The sequence below is a fragment of the Huintestinicola sp. genome, assembly GCF_050874005.1.
In the GTDB taxonomy this organism is placed as follows: domain Bacteria; phylum Bacillota; class Clostridia; order Oscillospirales; family Ruminococcaceae; genus Huintestinicola.
Map to the genome: position 1 here is coordinate 12843 of NZ_JBNMJV010000006.1, position 20653 is coordinate 33495.

21 protein-coding genes, 1 tRNA gene and 1 pseudogene are annotated in these 20653 nt (G+C 45.3%); 16 read left to right on the top strand and 7 right to left on the bottom strand.

Annotated elements, in window-relative coordinates; translation table 11 throughout:
* Position 1 precedes the first annotated feature (1 nt).
* The 3 genes and pseudogenes from ACR0QN_RS03355 to ACR0QN_RS03365 all read right to left on the bottom strand — a co-directional run bounded on the left by ACR0QN_RS03355 (position 2) and on the right by ACR0QN_RS03365 (position 2965).
* The gene (locus ACR0QN_RS03355; RefSeq protein WP_432649783.1) at positions 2-2062 is read right to left on the bottom strand and encodes an efflux RND transporter permease subunit; all 2061 of its coding nucleotides are present in this window, start codon (positions 2060-2062) and stop codon (positions 2-4) included.
* Entirely contained in the window at positions 2046-2375 is a 330-nt protein-coding gene (locus ACR0QN_RS03360) for a hypothetical protein (RefSeq protein ID WP_432649784.1), read from the bottom strand. The genes ACR0QN_RS03355 and ACR0QN_RS03360 overlap by 17 nt, the downstream gene beginning before the upstream one ends.
* Positions 2372-2965: pseudogene (locus tag ACR0QN_RS03365) on the bottom strand (AAA family ATPase). Before ACR0QN_RS03365 ends, ACR0QN_RS03360 begins: the two are co-directional and overlap by 4 nt.
* Positions 2966-3168: 203 nt before the next feature.
* On the opposite strand from ACR0QN_RS03365, the gene ACR0QN_RS03370 reads away from it, so the two are divergent.
* The 6 genes from ACR0QN_RS03370 (at position 3169) to ACR0QN_RS03395 (ending at position 8477) form a co-directional block, all read left to right on the top strand.
* Positions 3169-3723 carry a TetR/AcrR family transcriptional regulator C-terminal domain-containing protein gene (locus ACR0QN_RS03370; RefSeq protein WP_432649785.1) on the top strand — a complete coding sequence of 185 codons (555 nt, stop codon included), beginning with the start codon at positions 3169-3171 and terminating at the stop codon, positions 3721-3723.
* A 298-nt stretch (positions 3724-4021) separates the two neighbouring features.
* Positions 4022-4747 (top strand): amino acid ABC transporter ATP-binding protein, encoded by a 726-nt coding sequence (locus ACR0QN_RS03375; protein WP_432649786.1) that lies wholly within the window; start codon positions 4022-4024, stop codon positions 4745-4747.
* Between the two features lie 85 nt (positions 4748-4832).
* Positions 4833-5768 carry a transporter substrate-binding domain-containing protein gene (locus tag ACR0QN_RS03380; protein ID WP_432649787.1) on the top strand — a complete coding sequence of 312 codons (936 nt, stop codon included), beginning with the start codon at positions 4833-4835 and terminating at the stop codon, positions 5766-5768.
* A gap of 80 nt (positions 5769-5848) precedes the next feature.
* Positions 5849-6616 (top strand): amino acid ABC transporter permease, encoded by a 768-nt coding sequence (locus ACR0QN_RS03385; protein WP_432649788.1) that lies wholly within the window; start codon positions 5849-5851, stop codon positions 6614-6616.
* Entirely contained in the window at positions 6616-7380 is a 765-nt protein-coding gene (locus ACR0QN_RS03390; RefSeq protein ID WP_432649789.1) for an amino acid ABC transporter permease, read from the top strand. Before ACR0QN_RS03385 ends, ACR0QN_RS03390 begins: the two co-directional genes overlap by 1 nt.
* 131 nt (positions 7381-7511) lie before the next feature.
* Entirely contained in the window at positions 7512-8477 is a 966-nt protein-coding gene (locus ACR0QN_RS03395) for a D-2-hydroxyacid dehydrogenase (RefSeq protein ID WP_432649790.1), read from the top strand.
* Between the two features lie 133 nt (positions 8478-8610).
* On the opposite strand, the gene ACR0QN_RS03400 is transcribed toward ACR0QN_RS03395, so the two are convergent.
* Positions 8611-8703 (bottom strand) — tRNA-Ser (locus ACR0QN_RS03400).
* Positions 8704-8895: 192 nt separating this feature from the next.
* Here ACR0QN_RS03400 and ACR0QN_RS03405 point away from each other — a divergent pair.
* Complete coding sequence (locus ACR0QN_RS03405) at positions 8896-9747, top strand: patatin-like phospholipase family protein (RefSeq protein ID WP_432649791.1); 852 nt, start codon at positions 8896-8898, stop codon at positions 9745-9747.
* A gap of 4 nt (positions 9748-9751) precedes the next feature.
* On the opposite strand, the gene ACR0QN_RS03410 is transcribed toward ACR0QN_RS03405, so the two are convergent.
* Positions 9752-10192, bottom strand: a complete 441-nt coding sequence (locus tag ACR0QN_RS03410; protein ID WP_432649792.1) for a hypothetical protein — start codon at positions 10190-10192, stop codon at positions 9752-9754.
* Between the two features lie 139 nt (positions 10193-10331).
* Positions 10332-11837: a DNA methylase gene (locus ACR0QN_RS03415; RefSeq protein WP_432649793.1), complete on the bottom strand. Its 1506-nt coding sequence runs from the start codon at positions 11835-11837 to the stop codon at positions 10332-10334.
* A gap of 279 nt (positions 11838-12116) precedes the next feature.
* Between ACR0QN_RS03415 and ACR0QN_RS03420 the strand changes: the two genes are divergently transcribed.
* The 5 genes from ACR0QN_RS03420 (at position 12117) to ACR0QN_RS03440 (ending at position 14906) form a co-directional block, all read left to right on the top strand.
* Positions 12117-13100 carry a hypothetical protein gene (locus ACR0QN_RS03420; protein WP_432649794.1) on the top strand — a complete coding sequence of 328 codons (984 nt, stop codon included), beginning with the start codon at positions 12117-12119 and terminating at the stop codon, positions 13098-13100.
* 212 nt (positions 13101-13312) lie between these two features.
* Positions 13313-13627, top strand: coding sequence for a 50S ribosomal protein L21 (rplU, locus tag ACR0QN_RS03425; protein WP_432649795.1), 315 nt, complete (start codon positions 13313-13315; stop codon positions 13625-13627).
* A complete protein-coding gene (locus tag ACR0QN_RS03430; protein WP_432649796.1) occupies positions 13624-13935 on the top strand; it encodes a ribosomal-processing cysteine protease Prp in 312 nt (103 codons plus the stop codon). Before rplU ends, ACR0QN_RS03430 begins: the two co-directional genes overlap by 4 nt.
* Before the next feature lie 34 nt (positions 13936-13969).
* On the top strand, positions 13970-14251 hold the full coding sequence (gene rpmA / locus ACR0QN_RS03435) for a 50S ribosomal protein L27 (protein WP_178724439.1): 282 nt from the start codon (positions 13970-13972) through the stop codon (positions 14249-14251).
* Between the two features lie 76 nt (positions 14252-14327).
* On the top strand, positions 14328-14906 hold the full coding sequence (locus ACR0QN_RS03440) for a rhomboid family intramembrane serine protease (protein WP_432649797.1): 579 nt from the start codon (positions 14328-14330) through the stop codon (positions 14904-14906).
* Between the two features lie 71 nt (positions 14907-14977).
* On the opposite strand, the gene ACR0QN_RS03445 is transcribed toward ACR0QN_RS03440, so the two are convergent.
* Positions 14978-15430, bottom strand: a complete 453-nt coding sequence (locus ACR0QN_RS03445; RefSeq protein WP_432649798.1) for a GNAT family N-acetyltransferase — start codon at positions 15428-15430, stop codon at positions 14978-14980.
* A 276-nt stretch (positions 15431-15706) separates the two neighbouring features.
* Between ACR0QN_RS03445 and ACR0QN_RS03450 the strand changes: the two genes are divergently transcribed.
* From ACR0QN_RS03450 to ACR0QN_RS03465, 4 genes are all read left to right on the top strand, one after another.
* A complete protein-coding gene (locus ACR0QN_RS03450; protein ID WP_432649799.1) occupies positions 15707-17092 on the top strand; it encodes an ABC transporter substrate-binding protein in 1386 nt (461 codons plus the stop codon).
* Positions 17093-17094: 2 nt separating this feature from the next.
* Positions 17095-17940 (top strand): carbohydrate ABC transporter permease, encoded by an 846-nt coding sequence (locus ACR0QN_RS03455; protein ID WP_432649800.1) that lies wholly within the window; start codon positions 17095-17097, stop codon positions 17938-17940.
* Positions 17937-18767, top strand: coding sequence for a carbohydrate ABC transporter permease (locus ACR0QN_RS03460; protein WP_432649801.1), 831 nt, complete (start codon positions 17937-17939; stop codon positions 18765-18767). Before ACR0QN_RS03455 ends, ACR0QN_RS03460 begins: the two co-directional genes overlap by 4 nt.
* A gap of 206 nt (positions 18768-18973) precedes the next feature.
* Positions 18974-20641 (top strand): bifunctional diguanylate cyclase/phosphodiesterase, encoded by a 1668-nt coding sequence (locus tag ACR0QN_RS03465; protein ID WP_432649802.1) that lies wholly within the window; start codon positions 18974-18976, stop codon positions 20639-20641.
* Positions 20642-20653: the final 12 nt, after the last annotated feature.

Sequence of the window (20653 nt, forward strand, 5' to 3'; positions counted from 1 at the left end):
CTTACTTATTTGGTACAAAATTTGCTTTTAATGTTGTTCTGCGTATCGCTCCGTCAAATATGTACAAGAGTCCCGGAAGAACAAAAAATACTATCACAAGGGAGAATATTGCTCCAACTCCCACAAACATTCCAAGCTGGGCGAGAAGTCCGTGAGTGGAAAGATTGCCGAGAAGCAGTCCCACGACCGTGAGCACGCTGCCCGAGGTGAGTATCGAAACGGAAACCGTGGAAATTGTTTTCGGCACAGCTTCCTTTTTAGGCATACTGCGGCGGAATTCAAGATATCTGTCCGTCATAAGTATCGCATAGTCCACCGTTGCGCCAAGCTGAACGGAGCTTATTATCAGGTATGCGATGTAGAACACGCTGCTGTCCTTGAAATACGGCAGAGAAAGATTGAGCCATATCGCCGTTTCAATTGCAAGCACAAGTATAACGGGAAGCGAAAGGAATCTCATAGTCAGAAGCAGGACGATAAATACAGCGCCTATGGCAATAAGATTTACCTTTACCATATCCTTTGTTACCGTGTCCATAAGGTCGTATGTGCTTACGCCCTCACCTGCAAGATAATAATCGCCTGCATAATATTTTTCACATATATCACGGATATTTTCGATAAGCGCAAAGGTCTCGCTGCCCTCGTAATATGCGTCGGCGCTTAACACCATTCTGCTGTAATTTTCGGAGCATAGCATTGAATAGGTTTCGCTGTCAAGATACTGCTCGGGTATCTCTGCGCCTACCGTATCAACGTAGGAAATTATATCCTTGATCTGAGGAAGAGTCTGAAGCTCGTCGGACAGCGCCTTTTCCGTCTGACGGCTGCCGTTCGGAACAAGTACCACATAAGTATCCTGCTTTCCGAAGACCGCCTCTATCTTCGCCGTATCTGCACCGAGACGGGTATCTGTGCCGAAAATGTGTGATGAGCCGTAATAAAAATCGTTGGCGTTTGAAGCAAGATAAACGGGCGCAATTATTATGGCGAAAACTATTGCCATAGGGATCATAATTTTGCTTACAGCTTTGCCGAATTTGTCAAATTTCGGAACAAGAGGACGGTGACGTGTCTTGTCAAGAAGCTTGTATGTAAGCATTGTCAGGCAGGGCATAAATACAAACACGCAGATAAGGCTTATTGCAACGCCCTTTGCAAGTGCAAATCCCAGGTCGGGACCTATCTTGAAGCGCATAAGTCCCAGGGCAAGAAATCCTATTACCGTAGTAAGTCCGCTTGACAAAATAGAACCGGTGGATTTGGTGAGAGCGTCAGCCATTGCTTCTTTGGGGTCGGTAAATTCCTTTCTGCTTTCCTCGAAGCGGTGCAGCAGGAATACGGAATAGTCCAGAGAAACCGCAAGCTGGAGCACCATTCCTGCGGCGTTGGTAACAAAGCTTATCTCTCCGAAAATAATATTGCTGCCTGCGTTTATCATAAGCGAAACGCCAAGCCCCGCCATTATAACAACAGGCTCTATCCAGGAATTTGTGGTAAGGAGCAGCACGATAATTACAAAAATAACTGCTATAAGAGTTATGAGTGAAATTTCGCTTACGGTGCTTTCGGTTGCCACCGCCGTTGATACAGCAGAGCCTGTCAGGGAGTTTTTATCGCCGATAATATCCCGTATCTCATTCACCGCAGACTGATTTTTCTCCTCGGATATGGTCACGGTCAAAAGAGCGTTCCCGTCTTTATAGTAGGTTTCCACAGTATCTGCGTCCATAGTTTCAATAGGCTGTGTGATGTCACAGGAATCGTCAAGCCACATTACATCGTCCACACCGTCCACACCCGATATCTTTTCCTTGTAATCAAGCGCCTGCGGAACAGTAACGTCCATTAACATTACTCTTGCGTTGGGTATGCCGCCGTCAAATTCCTGCTCCATAACATCAAGAGAAACTGTGGAGCGGCTGTCGTCGGGAAGATAGTCGTTCATATCGTAATTTACCGGGATAAGCGGCTTGCACAGGGCAAAGAATGCTGTCAGCAGCACGAATATCACGGTCATTAAAACAGGGTGGGAAATTACTTTTTTATAAAACTTTTTCATTCTCGGAAATGACCTCCTTTATAACGCCTTTCATCAGCAGGCGTGTTTTTCCGTCGAAAAGAGTTATCTCCAGCTTGTCGGGATAAATGTATCCGTCTCCCCGGAAATTATATTTGCTGACAATGGTTTTCAGCGTTCCGCTGATACTGCATTTCCCGGTCGGCTCGATTTTTGCCAGGTACGGATTTTTTCCTCCGAGTATCTCGATATATCCGCTTTCGGAGCCTCTGTTGTATTCGGCGTATCTTGTTAAGGTCCCGCATTTTACGCCAAGCTGTGTGTCAAGCGTGACGCTGTATTTGTAAATTTTCATTTCATCATTCCCCTGAAATTTGCGATGATCTCAGCAGTTCTCTCTATGCCGAAGGAAGCGCTGTTAAAACATATATCATAGCCGCAGGGCTTTCCCCAGCTCCTTCCCGTATAGTATTCATAGTAGCTTTTACGCTGTTTGTCTGTTCAGGAAATAAGTGCGGCGGCTTCCTTATTCGTAAGCGCTCTTATATTTGATATGCGCTTGATGCGTTCTTCAAGCGGTGCGGCTATGAATACGCTTAAATGCTTTATTCCCGCATTGTCCAGGATATGATCCGCACAGCGCCCCACGATAACGCAGTCCGACCCCGAAGCATATTCCAGCACAAGCCTGCTCTGTATCCTGAAAAGTATCTCGTTTGCGGACATTCCCCGAAAGTCCTCCGCCGTATTGTAATGGACCGTATAAAGCCAGCTGTTTTCCTTTTTCTCGTCGGCTTGTTCAAGTATCTCCGACTTTAATCCGCTTGCACTTTCCGCCGCTTCGATAAATTCCTTGTCATAAAGGGGAATGCCAAGCCAGCGGGCAACATCTGCCCCTATTTCGTGTCCTCCGCTGCCAAATTCACGTCCGATCGTATATATCATCAAGATTACCGCCTTTCATATTTGATAAGATAAATATACTTCATCCGTCAGGAAATTAAAACGGATAATTTCGGTATAGTGTGTAAAATACGGACAGATGTCCCAAATTGACGTTCAAATCAAATGGATTGACCATTGAATTATTTTACGGACAAGTGTATAATAAATCCGGAGGCGATAGAATGAAACACGAGGTCACAAGTATGTACACAAAAAAAGCTCTGTCCGAATCGCTGAAGCGATTTATGCAGACAAAGCCTTTTTCAAAAATAACTGTAAGTGAGATCATCGAGGACTGCGGACTTAACCGCAAGACCTTTTACTATCATTTTTCAGACACGAGAGATCTGCTGAAATGGACCTTTGAGCAGGAAGCCATTGAGGTCGTCAAGGGCTTTGACCTGCTCATAGATTATGAGGATGCAATTTTATTCACAATGGATTATATTGAAAAAAATCAGCATATTTTAAACTGCGTTTACGATTCGGTAGGACGTGACGAACTTAAAATTTTTCTGTACAATGATTTTTTTGAGATAGGAAATATGATAGTTTCGGGTGCGGAAAAAGCGGTGGGAAAAAGTCTGCCCGAAGAATATAAAAAACTTGTGGTTATGTTTTACACCGAAGGTATTGCCGGGATAATTATCGAGTGGATGAGAGGCGGAATAAAATATGACAAGGCAACTACCGTAGAATATATAAGCAGCCTTTTCAAAAACGGTCTGCCTTCTATAATCAGAAATCATATATCTTAATTCCGATACTCTATAGAGTTATGCATTTTCTGACTTTCTCACAAAGCTACTTTCCATATTTTTATTGAATGCCGTATAAAAAACGTATTTTACAGCAGCATCATATGAAATTTCTGTCGGATATATCATTCAAAATATCACATATTTCCCACCGAACTTACCGCAAATTTCTGTAATTATGCAAGAATTATTTTTAAATATTGCATTTTTGCTTGACATCCTCATAAAATCTGATATAATGATTTATATAAACAACAGGCAGTTTCCGGAGCCGTTTCAACTGAAAGGAAATGATATAATGATAAGACTTGAAGATGTTCATAAAAGTTTCGGTGAACTCGAAGTGCTCAAAGGAATTGATCTTCACGTCAAAGAGGGAGAAAAGCTGGTTATCATCGGACCCAGCGGCTCAGGAAAAAGCACGCTTATCAGATGTATGAACTATCTCGAAGAACCTACATCGGGAAAGGTTTATATCCACAATCATCTGATGAGCAAAAAGCGCAGAGCTTTCATCAACAGGATACATTCCTCAATGGTGTTCCAGCAGTTCAATCTTTATCCCCATCTTACGGTGCTCGACAATCTTACTCTTGCACCCGTCAAGCTCAAGCAGGTGCCCCGCAAGGAAGCCGAAGAGCTGGCAATGAAATATCTGAAGCGTGTGGGTCTTGAGTCAAAAGCAAATGTTTACCCCACTACTCTTTCGGGCGGTCAGCAGCAGCGTATCGCCATTGCAAGAGCGCTTACTATGCAGAACAGAATTATTTTCTTTGATGAACCCACTTCTGCTCTTGACCCCGAAATGGTCCAGGAAGTCCTCGATGTTATGATCGAGCTTTCCCACGAAAAGAATTTCACAATGGTGGTCGTCACTCACGAAATGGGATTTGCAAGAGAGGTCGCAGACCGTGTCATTTTCGTTGACGGCGGAAATATTCTTGAGGAAGGCACTCCCGAGCATTTCTTTACAAACCCTCAGAATGACCGCACAAAGGCATTCCTCAGCAAAATAATAAGGTAATATCCGCAAAAGCGGTATTATATAAATCTGTATGAAAAGGAAAGAGCATACAGATCTTCATATTTGGAAAGGTATGGTGTTTAAAATGAAATTAAAGAAATTATTAGCGGCTGTTGCTGCAGGACTTATGATGAGTTCTCTCGCTGCCTGCGGAAGCACTTCCGGCTCCTCAGGTTCTTCTGAGACGACCTCGGCTGATACTTCTGCCGATACTGCTGCCGATACTGCTGCTGCCGATACATCGGCTGCGGAAGAAACTGCTGCGGCTGAAGGAGAAGATAATTCCGACAAGATACTTAAAGTAGGTGTTAAGGACGCTGTTATCGGATTTGGCTACAAGGATCCTCTCTCAGGCGAGTACAGCGGTCTTGAGATCGAGCTTGCTAAGAAGATCGCAGACAGCCTCGGTTATAAGGACGTGGAGTTTACCACAGTAACCGCTGCCACAAGAACAGAGCTTCTTGATTCGGGCGACCTTGACTGCGTTCTTGCAACATTTACTATCACCGATGAAAGAAAGAAGAGCTGGGATTTCTCAACTGCTTATTACACCGACGCAGTAACCGTTCTGGTGGAAACTGCAGACGGCATTACAAACATTGACGGTCTCGTAGGAAAGAAGATCGGCGTTTCCACAGGCTCCACCTCCGCATATGCGCTTGTAAAGGCAATGAGCGAAAAGGGTCTCCTCGGCGACTATACTATTCCCGAGTCCTCCGCTGATTTCGATATCTCTTCCTTCAGCGAGGGCGGCACAAGCTTTGAGCAGTTCGGTGATTATCCCGCTATTTCCAATGCTATGACCGCAGGAACGGTTGATGCATTCTGCGTTGACAAGTCCATTCTTGCAACTTATAAGAGCGATGACCGTCAGTACATCGAGGACACATTCTCTCCTCAGGAATACGGCGTTGCCACCAAGAAGGATTCACCCCTTTCCGCTCCCATTGACGAGCTTATCCAGACCTGGCTTTCTGACGGAACCATTGACGGTCTGATCACGGAATACGGACTTAACTGATATCAAGCGTTACAAAATATGTATGATGAGGGCGGCAGTACATACGGTTGCCGCCCTTGTTTTTAACGGAGGTATGTGCTGTGTTTGATGCGGATAAATGGAATTTGATCTGGACGCACAGAGAAGCGTTTATTGACGGAACGGTTTCAACGCTTATTATGGCTGCTATGGGTCTTTTGCTGGCACTTGCTGTGGGAATACTGTTCGGGCTTATGGCAACAAGCGGTAAAAAGCCTTTGATGGTCATTTCACGCATTTATGTGGAGCTGGTACAGAATACACCGCTTATGCTTCAGGCGCTGTTTCTTTTTTATGCAGTAACATTTTCGGGTATCAAAGGATTTTCCGCACTCTTATGCGGAATAATCGCTCTGGGGATATATCACGGAGCATATATTTCCGAGGTCATCCGTGCAGGCATTGAAGCAGTACCTAAGGGACAGGCTGAGGCGGCATATTCCCAGGGCTTCACCCACACAGCGGCAATGATGTATATCATTCTCCCACAGACTATAAAGATCATTCTGCCTCCTATGGTAAATCAGGTGGTTAACCTGATAAAAAACACCTCTTGTATGTTCCTTGCAGGCGGCGCAGTTGACCTTATTTCCAGAACGAACGCCTTTGCGGTGGGGGAGGGCACAGGCTCTGCGGCAGGTCAGGGATATATCCTCGGCGGCATTATTTTCTTTGTGATATGCTTTCCTCTTTCAACCCTTGCGTCGGCGTGGGAAAACAAGCTGAAAAGCCGTGATGTTCAGACGGCGACAGTCCGCAAAAAAGCAGATGATGTTACCGATGACGAGCTTGACAAGATAATTGAAGAAAGCAAAGGAGGAGAAAACTAATGGATGAGTTAATGGGCAGCATAAAAATGATAACCGACAAGAGTGTGTTCCTCTATTTGCTCAAGGGTCTTGGATTTACTGTGGGGATAGCTTTTTTTGCAGTTGTTCTCGGAATAATCATCGGCACGGTACTGGCGCTGGTGAGAAATTACTGCTTGTCAAAGAAAACAAGGATATTTAAAGTTGCGGCTATCGCCTACATTGAAGTTTTCAGAAATACTCCTCTTATGCTGTGGCTGTTTATCGGTCTTGTGTTCTTCCCTTCAATTGAATTTTCAGCTGATTTTACAAAGCATTTCGGGCTTTCACGAACCGAAATGGCAGTCCTTTTCAAAGCGATCATCGCACTTGTGCTTTTTACATCGTCGGTCATTGCGGAGATCGTCAGGGGCGGTCTTAACTCTGTTCCAAAGGGTCAGTTTGAAGCGGCATATGCCCAGGGCTTCAACTTCGTTCAGACCCTGTTTTACATAATTCTGCCGCAGACCTTCAAGAATATCGTTCCCACGCTCCTCAGTCAGGTCATCACAACTATCAAGGACACGTCCTATATCGCCAACATAGCCGTTGCGGAGCTTATGGGACGAACCTTCCAGCTTATACAGATCTCGCCAAGATATACGGGTTTTACCACACAGAATGTGTCGGACGTATTTGTTCTCTGCGGATTTGCCTGTGTGTTCTATTTCATCATCAACTTTGCCCTTTCCTGCATTGTCCGTCATATGCAGAAGCCAAAGAGAATAAAAGCGGCGGCTGTTTAGGGCAGTACCGATAAAGAAGTTTTACCGGTACCGAGCCGCCAACTTTGAGCGTTTCGCTGAGTAACCTGCGAATTGCCAAAAGGGGGCTCCTTCTTCTGCCTGACCCATATCCTATGAAAGAAGACTAACTTATGAATATACTTGTCACCGCTCCCTTTTCAGAGCCGTTTCGTTTAAGGCTCAGAACTGCGGCGGAAAAATACGGCTGCAATATCTGCTTCGGAATAGACAGCAGCCGTCTTGCATCGGCGGATATTATAATCGGAGACGTTACCGCAGAGCAGGCGGAGCTTTGCAGCAATCTTAAATGGCTCCAGATAACAAGCTCGGGTGCAGACAAATACACCTATGGAAAGCACATACCTGAAAATGTGATAATAACAAATGTTACAGGTTCATTCGGAGACGGCATATCGGAATATATAATCGGAACGATACTTGCGGCTTTCAGAGGTCTTTTTACTTACCGAAAAAATCAGGAGAACTGCGTCTGGGAGGATATCCACACCGAGCGGCTTATTTACGGAAGCCGTGCGCTTATACTCGGCTGCGGAGATATCGGCTCAAAAACTGCGGTAAAGCTCAGAAGTTTCGGCGCGGAAACTGTGGGCATACGGAAAAATATCCGCCCTGCCGACGGCTTTGACAGCATTTGCGGTATGGATATGCTTGATCGTGAGCTTCCACTTGCAGATATCGTTATAGGCTGTCTGCCTAAAACTCCTTTGACATATCATCTGCTGGACAAGCGGCGTATTGCGCTTATGAAAAGCGACGCTCTGCTTGTGAATGTGGGGCGGGGCACGCTTATTGATACAGATGCGCTGACAGAAGCTCTTTCGGGCGGTCATCTGTTCGGAGCAATTCTCGATGTTTTCGAGCAGGAGCCGCTGACGCCCGATTCTCCCCTGTGGACGATGAACAATGTGCTTATAACCCCTCATATTTCGGGGCCGAGCTTTGGTCATTCGCCTCATACTGAAAAGCTTATCACCGATATATGCGAAGAAAATATCGGGCGCTATATGAACGGCGAACCGCTCATCAACACCGTTCCCTCCGACCTGGGCTATGCATACAGCGGAAGCTTGACTTAACATTATACAGAAAAATCACCGTCGGTCCATTTTGATCGGCGGTGATTTTCGTTATCTGTTTTCGCATAAATGGTAAAAAGTCTGTATAACAAAATAAAAACGGCTTAAACCATAAGTTCAAGCCGTTTTTATTTGGCGGAGAAGGAGGGATTCGAACCCTCGATGCGCTATTAACGCATACACGAGTTCCAGTCGTGCGCCATAAACCGGGCTAGGCGACTTCTCCATATTTTCAGCAGTCTGTCCTGATGACTATTATATTATATCAAATCTTTTTGCGTTTGTCAAGTGTTTTTTCAAAAAAAATTATTTTTTTTCAGTCAGCTTTTTTTCTGAAACTTGAAATAAACATAATTTGACAATTATCCGAAAATCTGCTAAAATAAGTATATCCCAAAAGAAAGGACTTTCGGAAAAAATGACAGGACTTGTGCTTGAGGGCGGGACCTTTCGTGGAATGTTCTCCGCAGGCTTTATGGACGCTCTCATTGAAAAAAATATCGAATTTCCCTACATAGTCGGGGTGTCAGCAGGAATATCCAACGCCGCCTCCTACGTTTCAAAGCAGTTCGGGCGAAATATTGAAATACTCCGCAAATACCGGAACGATCCCCGCTATATGGGCATTGGCAACTATAAAAAATGCCGCAGTCTTTTCGGACTCGATTTTGTTTATGACGAGATACCCAATAAGCTCGTGCCCTTTGATTATGATGAATATCACCGCTATAAGGGACGTTTCCTCGTAGGCGTCACCAATGCCGAAACGGGGAAGTCCGAATATCTCGACGGACTTGCAGACTCTGATAAATGGCTGACCCTCCGTGCCCCCTGTGCCATTCCCGGGTATTTCCCGCCTATTGAAATAGACGGGAATAAATATTACGACGGAGGACTCGCTTCTCCTATCTGCGTGAGCCGTGCTTTTAAGGACGGCTGCGATAAAGCAGTTATTATCCTCACCCAGCCCGAGGGTTTTGTAAAGAAATGCGGCGCAGGAAATGTGTTTATGAGCGGCGTCATCAAAAGAAAATTCCCGAATATGGAAAAGGCACTCCTTATCCGCCACAAAATATATAACCGTCAGATTGAGATATGCAAAGAGCTTGAAAAACGTGGAAAAGCCCTTGTTTTCCGTCCCTCCGAAAAGCTTGAAAGCTTTCAGAGCGACATTTCCGAGCTTGAGCGTTACTGGGAAACGGGCTATAAAGCAGGCTGTGAAAACGCCGAAAAGATAAGAGATTTTATGGAAGCAAAGCAGAAAGCATAATATCTTAGTAAGCAAGCCCCTTGTAAATATCTCCGCCCAGCGAAAAAATATCATCAAGAGGGATGCGGCTTCCTTTTGTGAAAATGATAGTTCTGTCAAACTCGTCAATAGCCCGTGCATTGCCTTTGAACGTCACATATTTTCCGCCCGATTTTTTGCTGTCGGGAACAAAATATGTCACCGCAATCTCGGGACGCTCATAAAGATTATCCCGTAAAATGTTCAGCTTGTCGTTAAGCTCAGAGGCTCTGTCCTCGTCAAGCTCAATGCGGCTGTCCGTAAGCCGTCCGGTCTCGCTTACCGCCTCGTCATATCCCGTAAGAGCGGCAAAGGACGAAAACTGCGCCGCCCTGTCGAGTCTGGGCATAGGGGTATGCTTCTCGGACAGGGGACGGGGGAGTGTAAGCATATCATCATATTTGTGGTTATTGTTATACAGACTCATTTTTATGACCATTCCTTTCCTGAGAGTTTTGTGTTTTGCGTCAGCAAATCGAGGCGACAGCCAAATCTTAGTCTTTGGACTAAGAAACAAAACTCGTAAGTTTGAAAATTTTTGATTTTCAAACTTATTCCTCCGCAATTTACGCCCTGTGACCGCCTATCTGCCTGTTGCGCTCCATAGCTGTTGCGCCCGCCTGCAAATTCATACCCTTCACAATGGCATTTTTACCGTACCTGTTTTTTATGGCAAGAATGGCAGTCTGCATATTTTTCTCACGCATAAGCGCCTTGTCCTCACGTTCCCTCTGCTCGGACAATGCAAAATGATCGGTGAAAAGGTCAAGCTGCTCCGCCGCCTGTTCATATGGTATATCGTCCTCGTTTATGACCTTGTTTGCGCTGATGGTTATCCTGCGTACAAGCAGGTTCTTGTCCGTTATCCTGTCAAAAAGCTTCATTGCCGCATCGGTAATGAGCCGTGCCGACGAGGTGTAGCGGTCAAGATTTATGGTGCTGTTCACACCCTTGGGAACTTTTCTGCCGTAATGGTCGGTCTTTACCTCGCCCTTGTAGCTCTGACTTATGCCGCTGTCCCTGAGATTTTGCGTGTCATAGCCAATCATAAGACCTATCTGATCTGCGGCAAGACGCTTTTCCACAAGGTCGAGAGCCAGCATATCCGCCATTTCTTTTATAATGAGCCTTGTCTGCTCATAGTCATGAGGGGACTGCAGCACCTGCCCCGAGGATATGCTCTTTGCAGAGGGCTTGTATGCCTTGATATCCGCAATGGTGCATGGCTCATATCCCCAGGCGTGGTCAATGAGCAGCTCGGTGTTCTTGCCGAAAAGTCTGTAAAGAAGGTCTTCATTCTCTAAGGAATATCTCGCAATATCGCCCATTGTACGGATATAATAATGCTCCAGCTTCTTTGAAATGCCGGGACCCACACGCCAGAAATCCGTCAGCGGGCGATGATCCCACAAAAGCTTTCGGTAGGATATCTCGTCAAGCTCTGCTATCCGCACCCCGTTTTCATCGGCAGGAATGTGCTTTGCCACAATATCCATAGCCACCTTGCACAGATACAGATTTGTGCCTATCCCGGCGGTGGCGGTAATGCCCGTAGTGTCAAGAACATCTTTTATTATCATTGCCGCAAGCTCACGGGCGGTCATTCTGTAAGTCCCCAGATAATCGGTAACGTCCATAAAAACCTCGTCAATGGAATAAACGTGCATATCCTCGGGAGCGATGTATTTCAGATATATCCCGTAAATTTTCGTGCTCACGTCCATATATAGAGCCATCTGAGGAGGAGCGGCAATGAAATCAAGCTCAAGGGACGGGTCGCTTTCAAGTGCCCTTGCGTCGCTTGATTTTCCCGTAAAAGTGTGCCCCGGAGCATTGGCTCTTCTCTGAAAATTCACCTGCCTCACCGCCTCTGTGACCTCAAAAAGTCTTGCCCTGCCGGGTATGCCGTATTTTTTAAGAGAGGGTGATACCGCAAGACAGATGGTCTTTTCCGTGCGGCTCACATCGGCAACCACAAGATTTGCGGTCAGGGGGTCAAGCCCTCTTTCGACGCACTCCACCGAGGCATAGAAGGATTTCAGGTCAATTGCAATGTATGTTCTGTGCGTCATAGCTATCACCCTTTCAAACGAATTAAATGTTCTCTTTTTTATATTATACACCCAAAACAAACATTTTGCAATGGCAATTATCAGAAAAAATGTTCCAAAAATAATGTAGAACTTTTGTTACATTTTACAACTCATAACTGCAATCAGCCAAATTTACGATAGTGACACATAAATAGTTTAAAGGAGTACAGTTCTATGAAGTTTAAATTGAAGCCCGATTATTTTACTGAACGTGATCCCATAGTAATATACAGAAAAAATAGCACATTATTTTTTCTTTTGGCTTATGAAGTCGTCAAGAACACGGGATACAGAGAGCATACATTCTATGAATTTGATAAGATTAGTTTTACTACCGAGAATGAGATCGGATTAACAGTAATAAAACATCTGGACAGATTCCATAAAATAGGAGACTATACAATATCCGAATATGAAAATATGCTTTCTGAATGTAGAGGAGAATTTCTTTCCGAAAAGACCTGTAATCAGCTCGTTTTTTTAGAAGCAAAAAATTGGAATGATGTTGATATAAACTATGATAAATGCATTATTGAGTATGATATCCTAACTGATAGTTATTCATTTAAGCTTGGCTGCTACGACGGTAGACACAAGTATACATACTATACCAAATCGACAGGAGAAACGTGTACAATTACTTTCGATACACCTCTTGAATTCACCGATTACCCCAATCCCGACAAGCTTGGAAAAATGGTAATGGAAGCTTTGGAGCGAAGCAGAAAACTTATCGATAAAGCAATAGGCAATCCATATCCCGAAAAAAATATTGAACTTGCAAACGGAAGTGAATTGACAGTATCGGCACCCCGTGACAAGCATTTTACCGATAACGATGATTACGGAGTATGTGAAATGTATCAGGCATATATGTATCTTCCGAGAGAGAATTCCGATGAAGCCTCTGCGGCATTCTATATCGGAATGGCTGCCGAACTTAACGGAGAAATAACCGAGGAAAATATTTTAAAGGCGTGGGAAAAGCAATACGGCAAAGCAGAAGTTTACACTTTTGAAAAAGTTGAGTATGGTATGTTCGGATATCGTGCAGAAATGAAGAATAAAAAAATTCATCGTATTGCATATCTTACATATCTTGAAATGACGGAAGACAGCATCTCGCCCGACACCCTTGACTGCGTGATGGAGCTGAAAAAGCCCAACAGCCGAAAAAAGCTTGATGAAAAGCTGACCGGTTTGTTTGAGAAGTTTGCGTTTAAATGTCGTTATAAAATATAATTCTTTCACAATAAATATCACTAATAGACAAATTTCCGTATCATTCGTAAAATCATCGTAAATCACGAAAAATATTGAAAAAAGCCTTGACAAAAGGAAAAGAATGTGATATAATAAATTCTGCCGCATGGAACGGGCAGACAAGCGATATTCCGCATAAACGGAGATATCCGCCTGTACAGCGAGTTTTAAGGAAAAGGCAGGTGCCGAAAATGTACGCTATTATCGAAACAGGCGGAAAGCAGTATCAGGTCAAGGAGGGCGATGAGATCTTCATCGAGAAGCTCGAGGCAAACGCTGACGATACTGTAACCTTTGACAAGGTGATCGCCGTAAACAACGACAGCTCCCTCACCGTAGGCGCACCCTACGTAGCAGGCGCAGCAGTTGAGGCTAAGGTCATCAAGAACGGTAAGTCCAAGAAGATCACCGTTTTCACCTACAAGCCTAAGAAGGGCTCTTCTCACAAGAAGCAGGGTCACAGACAGCCCTACACTAAGGTAAGAATCGACGCTATCAAGGCATGATAAAAGCTGTTTTTTATACCGAAAACAGCCGCTTATCGGGTTTTTCCCTGACGGGTCACGCAGGCTGCGGAACAGCGGGCAATGATGTTGCTTGTGCTGCGGTCTCCTCTGCTGCCGAGCTTACCTGCAACACTATCACCGATTTTTTCGGAGACGAGGCAGAGGTGCGGGTTCTGGAAAACACGCTGACACTCAGGCTGAAAAACGAAGGCTGCGGATATTCGGAAAAGCTTCTTGAGTCTTTTAAGGCTCATCTTGGCTTCATATCCGAGGAATATCCCCGCAGCATACAGATCATCGTCAAGTGACGATATCCATTAAATTGAAAGGGAGGATACCGCAATGATCAGAATTTCTATGCAGTTTTTTGCTCATAAAAAAGGTATGGGTTCCACTAAGAACGGACGTGACTCCGAGTCCAAGAGACTTGGCGTTAAGAGAGCTGACGGTCAGTTTGTAACTTCCGGCAACATCATCGTTCGTCAGAGAGGTACACACATTCATCCCGGCGCAGGCGTTGGAATTGGTTCCGATGACACAATTTTCGCTGTTATCGACGGAACAGTTAAGTTCGAGCGTGTGGGCAAGGATCGCAAGAAGGTAAGCGTTTACGCTGCCGAGTGATTTGCACAAAAGTCAGGAGCCGTTTTTACCGAAAAGTAAAAACGGCTTTTTTGTACATATAAGAAAGGACGATAATATGAAGCTGCCCAAGGTAACCTATAACTCTCCCGTTATCCTCACCTTCACTCTGCTGTCCCTGGCGGCGGTCATTCTTGGAATGATCACAGGCGGAGGCTCAACGGGACTGCTTTTCTCGGTGTATAAAAGTTCCCTTGCCGACCCCTTGTTTTACGTAAGGCTTTTCACCCACGTGCTCGGCCACGCCGACCTAAGCCATTTTATGGGTAATTTCACCATAATCCTCCTTGTGGGACCAATGCTTGAGGAGAAATACGGCGGCAAAAGGCTGCTTGTAATGATAGCCTTCACCGCTCTTGTTACGGGACTGATAAACGTTATCTTTTTCCCCCACGTTGCTCTGCTGGGCGCCAGCGGCGTTGCGTTTATGATGATACTCCTCAGCTCATTTGCCAACAGCAGAAGCGGCGAGATACCCCTCACTCTTATATTTGTGGCGGTGCTGTATCTGGGAACAGAAATAATCAACGGCATATTCGCACAGGACAATATCTCTCAGATGGCGCATATCATCGGCGGAGGCTGCGGCTGTCTTTTCGGCTGGCTCATCGGCAGGGGAAAGCTGAACGCTCAGTAAAACGTTTTTCACAAATAATTATATGACCCGGGAGAATTATTTCTCACGGGTCATTTTTTGTCTGACGGTAATTATATTTTTTTGACCATAATAAAATTAGTCAGCGCAATGCCGCTTCTTATGACCTGCTGTTCCCTGACCGCATTATAACCTCTCTTTTCAAAAAATCCCTTCGCCGTAATTGAAGCGTGGGTCGTGATAACGGGAACATTCACAGCCTTTTCAAGCTCGTCACACAAAGCGGAAGCTATTCTGCGCCGCTGATAGTCCTTGTGAACATAAAGCCTGTCAAGATACCCCGTTTTGTCAATATCCCCGAAACCCAGAATAAGCTCGCCCTCAGCGCACACCACAGTATAATGCTCACAAAAAGACCTGTCCCATTCCCGTATATCAACATTGCCCGTTGCCCATACATCAAGCTGCTCGGGCGTATAATCCTTTGCATTAACGGAATGAACAGTTTCATAAAACAGCCTTGCAATCTGCTCACAGTCCGATGAAATATACTTTCTGATCATCAATCTGTATACCTCACATTAAATAATACGCTCCTCTTCAATAACAACATCATAATCATCACCCAATGCAAAAATATAAGCTTTCATCAAATCCCACCTCACTATACCTAATTATACATATCCCCGCCCCCAAAGTCAATACCGCCCCCGATATTTAAAATTTACCGAAAATTACCCGCCATAACAAAAGCTTTTTTCTGAATAACAGCAATATAAAAATAAATACTATTTCCAAAAGCAAATTGCGTATAAAGCAATTTCTGAAAGGAAGAGAAGCTGATGAAAAGCTACAGAAAAATAATATCCTGCATAGCGGCAATGAGCATAATGACCTCCCTCACCGCCTGCGGAAAAAAGAACAATAACGAGCAGGGCACCGTTCAGGAGGGACAGAACGCACAGGCGGCGGCAAAAAATGTCACCGTCAGATTTTTAAACTTCAAGCCTGAAGCCGCACCAGTCTACGAGGAAATTGCACGGGCGTATAAAGACGAAACGGGCAATACCCTGATCGTTGAGACCGCCGCAAACAATACCTATGAGCAGACTCTCAGCGCAAAGATGTCCACCCCCGAAGCCCCCGTTATTTTCCAGATAAACGGGCCCCGAGGCTATGCAAACTGGCGTGACTACTGCCTTGATATGACCGACAGCGATATCTATAACCACCTTATCGACAAATCTGCGGCAGTCTCCGCAAACGGTATGGCATACGGCATTCCCTATGCCGTTGAGGGCTATGGCATCATCTACAACGATGAAATAATCCGGCGTTATTTCGCCCTTGAAAACCGTAAAACTGACTTCGTATCAATGGACGAGGTAAACTCCTATGAGGAGCTGAAAAGCCTTGTTGAAGATATGCAGGCAAATGCAAAGGAACTGGGCATAAAGGGCGTTTTCGCCGCCACATCGCTCAAATCGGGAGACGACTGGCGCTGGACTACCCACCTTGCAAATATCCCCATACACCGTGAATTTACGGATAATAAGATCGACCTGACAGGGGAAGGCGTTAAAACTCTTAACTTTGCCTACGGCGAAAACTACCGCAATATCTTCGACCTTTATCTGAATAACTCCACCCTTGACAGAAAAATGCTTGGCTCCAAAATAACAGACGAGTCAATGGCAGAATTTGCCCTTGGCGAGTGTGCAATGGTCCAGAATGGCAGCTGGGCGTGGTCACAGATAAGCTCTGTCCCGGGCAATACCGTTTCCGAGGAAAATATCCGTATGATGCCAATTTATATGGGACTCGAGGGCGAGGAAAATCAGGGACTCTGCATAGGAACGGAAAACTTCCTCTGCATAAACAGCGCCGCAAAGCCCGAGGAACAGCAGGCGGCAAAGGACTTCCTTTTCTGGCTCTATTCCTCGGAAACAGGCAAGGATATGGTGGTAAATAAGCTTGGCTTCATTGCCCCCTTTGATACCTTCACCGATACGGAAAAGCCTGCCGACCCCCTGAGCAGAGAGGTGCTTCGCTGGATGGACAAGGAAAACGCAGAAACTATCCCCTGGAGCTTTACCGTATTCCCCGGCCAGACCTTCAAGAACGATTTCGGCGCCGCACTCTTACAGTACGCCCAGGGCAGCCGTGACTGGAACTATGTCACCGAAACAGTAAGAAGCTCCTGGGAGACCGAAAGCTCTATGCTGTAACTATGAAAAGAAAACTGCATCCCTATTTCCCCCTGTTTGTCCTGCCCACCCTTGCAGCATTCACCATATCCTTTCTCATACCCTTTGCAATGGGGATTTACCTCTCCTTCTGCAAATTCACCACCGTGGCGAATTCAAGCTGGACGGGACTTGAAAACTACAGGCGGATTTTTTCTGACAGCAGCTTTACAAACGCATTGTGGTTCACAGTAAAATTCACTGTAGTGTCGGTCATAACGGTGAATATCTTCGCCTTTCTCCTCGCCCTTGCCCTTACAAAAGGACTTCGTGGCACCAATGTATTCCGAACCATATTCTTTATGCCAAACCTCATCGGCGGCATAGTCCTGGGATATATCTGGAACCTTATAATAAACGGCGTTTTAGGCTTCTTCGGCACAGACATCACCTACAAGGCAGCATACGGCTTCTGGGGACTTGTTATCCTCACAAACTGGCAGCTTATCGGCTATATGATGGTCATTTATATCGCAGGACTTCAGAATATCCCGAGAGATATAACCGAAGCGGCGGAAATTGACGGTGCTGCAAAGGGACAGATAGTCTGGCGCATAACCATACCAATGGTAATGCCCTCCGTGACCATATGCACCTTCCTGACCCTCACAAATTCATTCAAGCTCTTTGACCAGAACCTTGCCCTTACTGCAGGCGCTCCCGGAAAGGAGACCGCAATGCTTGCCCTTGATATCTATAACACCTTCTACGGCAGACCCGGCTGGCAGGGCGCAGGACAGGCAAAGGCAGTCATATTCTTCATTATAGCGGCGACAATAGCCTTTATCCAGTTAAGACTTATCGAAGGAAAGGCGGCGAAAGAACGGTGAAAGAAAGAACAAATCCTATTGGTTTTATCTTTATGATACTTCTGTCGGCGGTATTTCTGTTTCCCATTGCCATAGTGTTTATGAACTCCTTTAAAACCAAATTCAGCATTATGGGCGCACCCTTCCGCCTGCCGGATAAGGACACCTTTGCAGGTCTTGACAACTATATCACAGGCATAACCACAGCAGGGATCGGGGGAGCCTTCCTCCGTTCGGTTTTTATAACAGTTTTCAGCGTCTTTGCCCTTGTCCTGCTCTGCTCAATGACAGCCTGGTATATTATGCGTGACACAAGCAGGCTGAGCAGGATAATTTATAAGCTTTTCCTTTTTTCGATGATAGTGCCCTTCCAGATGGTGATGTACACTATGACCTACGTGGCGTCGGGACTTCACCTCAATAATCCCATAGGGATAATCGCCGTATATCTTGGCTTCGGCTCGGGACTGTCGGTGTTTATGCTGGGAGGTTTTGTAAAGTCGATTCCCGAGGAGCTTGAGGAAGCAGCGGAAATAGACGGCTGCACGCCACTTCGGACATTTTTCAGCATAGTATTCCCCATCTTAAAGCCCACAGCGGTAACGGTGGCGATACTGAACGCAATGTGGATATGGAATGATTATCTTCTGCCCTATCTGATACTCGGAAACAGATACAAGACCCTGCCCGTAGCCATACAGATATCAATGCAGGGCGCATACGGTTCGGTGAACTGGGGCGGCTTTATGGCAATGCTTGTGCTTGCCATACTTCCCATAATCATCTTCTATCTGTTCAGTCAGAAGTATATCATCGAGGGAGTGATCGCAGGAGCGGTAAAGGGATAATGTGTAAGTATGCTTCTTTCTTCGTTTATGCGGAGAGAGAAGCATATTTTAACGCTTTCTAAACGTTATTTTTTAACGAATTATCAACTATAAATTAGTTATGATTGTTGAAAATGCCAAATGTTTTCAAAAAAATATTGACAATTCTATATATTTTTGATATAATAATAAACATAAGCAGCAATTTAATGCAAAGGAGGATGACTATGGAAGATGTTTTGAATAATCCATTGTTTGAAGCATTTGCCAACGCTTCTGACAACGTTTATATTTACGTCTGCGATGTCAAAAAGGATCTTTCCCGCTGGTCGCCTAACGCAATAACCTACTTTGATCTCCCCGGAGAATATTTTAAGAATGCAGGAGAGGTCTGGGGGGAAAAGATACACCCCGAGGATAAGGAGATCTATTTTAAGGATATTTCCGCAGTTTTTGCAGGGGAGAAGGAAAATCACAGCTGTCAGTACCGTGCCATAAACCGTTTTGGAAAATACGTCTGGCTTGAATGTAAGGGCACGATGACCCGTGACCAAAACGGCGAGCTTGATACATTTGCAGGCATTATGACAAGGCTTGACAGGCAGAACAAGTATGATACCCTTACCGGACTTCTCACAAAATACGAGTTTTACGAGCAGGATCTGAGCAGGGGCAGCGGAGTAGTTATGCTGCTTGGTGTCGACAGGTTCAGAAATATCATAAATACATATGGCTATTACTACGGCGACGAGCTTCTCACCACACTTGCAAAGCGGCTGCAGGGATTGTGCAGGGACGGCAGAATGGCGTTTCGCTTCAACGGAGACGAATTTATACTTCTCCTTCCCGGTGCGGATAAAAAGTCGGCTGTTGACATATTTAACAGTATCAGAGACTGTACCCGTTCAATAGAAACTAAGGACGGAAAAAAGATCGAGCTTTCTTTCTCGGCGGGAGCTGTGCTCTACGGCGACGAAAAGACCGATAAGGACGAGATCGTGAACCGCCTTGAGCTTGCCTTGTCCTATGTTAAGAAGATAAACAAAGGCAGCATAGAGTTCTATTCGGGTGAAATCGTTGAAAAGCAGCAGCGTATAATGACCCTCAAGGAAGACCTGAAATACAGTATAACCCACGACTTTGCAGGCTTTGAGCTGTATTTTCAGCCTCTTGTGGACGCAAGGGGCACAAGGATACTTGGCTGCGAGGCTTTGCTCAGATGGAAGGGCGAGCATATCAAGAACGCAGGACCTATGGAATTTATTCCCATTCTCGAGGAGGACTCGGGCATAAATCAGGTGGGAAGATGGGTAATGCGGGAGTCTGTGAAGCAGCAGCGTGAATGGCAGGAGCAATTCGGCAATTTCAAGGTCAATTTCAATGTGTCCTATCGTCAGTTCCTTGAGGAAGGATACGTGGACGAACTTGTAAAGACTGCCGAGGAATTCGGCGTATCACCCGATAATATGGTGCTGGAGCTTACCGAGAGCTGTAATGTGGAGTCTCCCGAAAATCTTGCCGTTATATTTGAACAGATACGTTCCCACGGCTTTCATATCGCTCTGGACGATTTCGGAACGGGCTACGCTTCAATGGAGCTTTTGAAAAAGCTTCCCGCAGACGAAATAAAGATAGAGCATACCTTTGTAAGAGAGCTTGGCAACGGAGAATATCATCACGTGGATTTTGCCATAATCGAATCCCTGCTGTTTCTGTGCAGAAAGGTGAACAACAGCGTTGTTGTGGAGGGCGTGGAAACAAAAGCGGTGGACGATATTATCCGAACAATGGGTGCAGATTATCTTCAGGGATATTATTACTCAAAGCCCGTCTGCAAGGCAGATTTTGAAGCAATGCTCCGTGAAAACCGAAGTAAGCAGACAATAGAGGTCTGATGAAAAAAATAA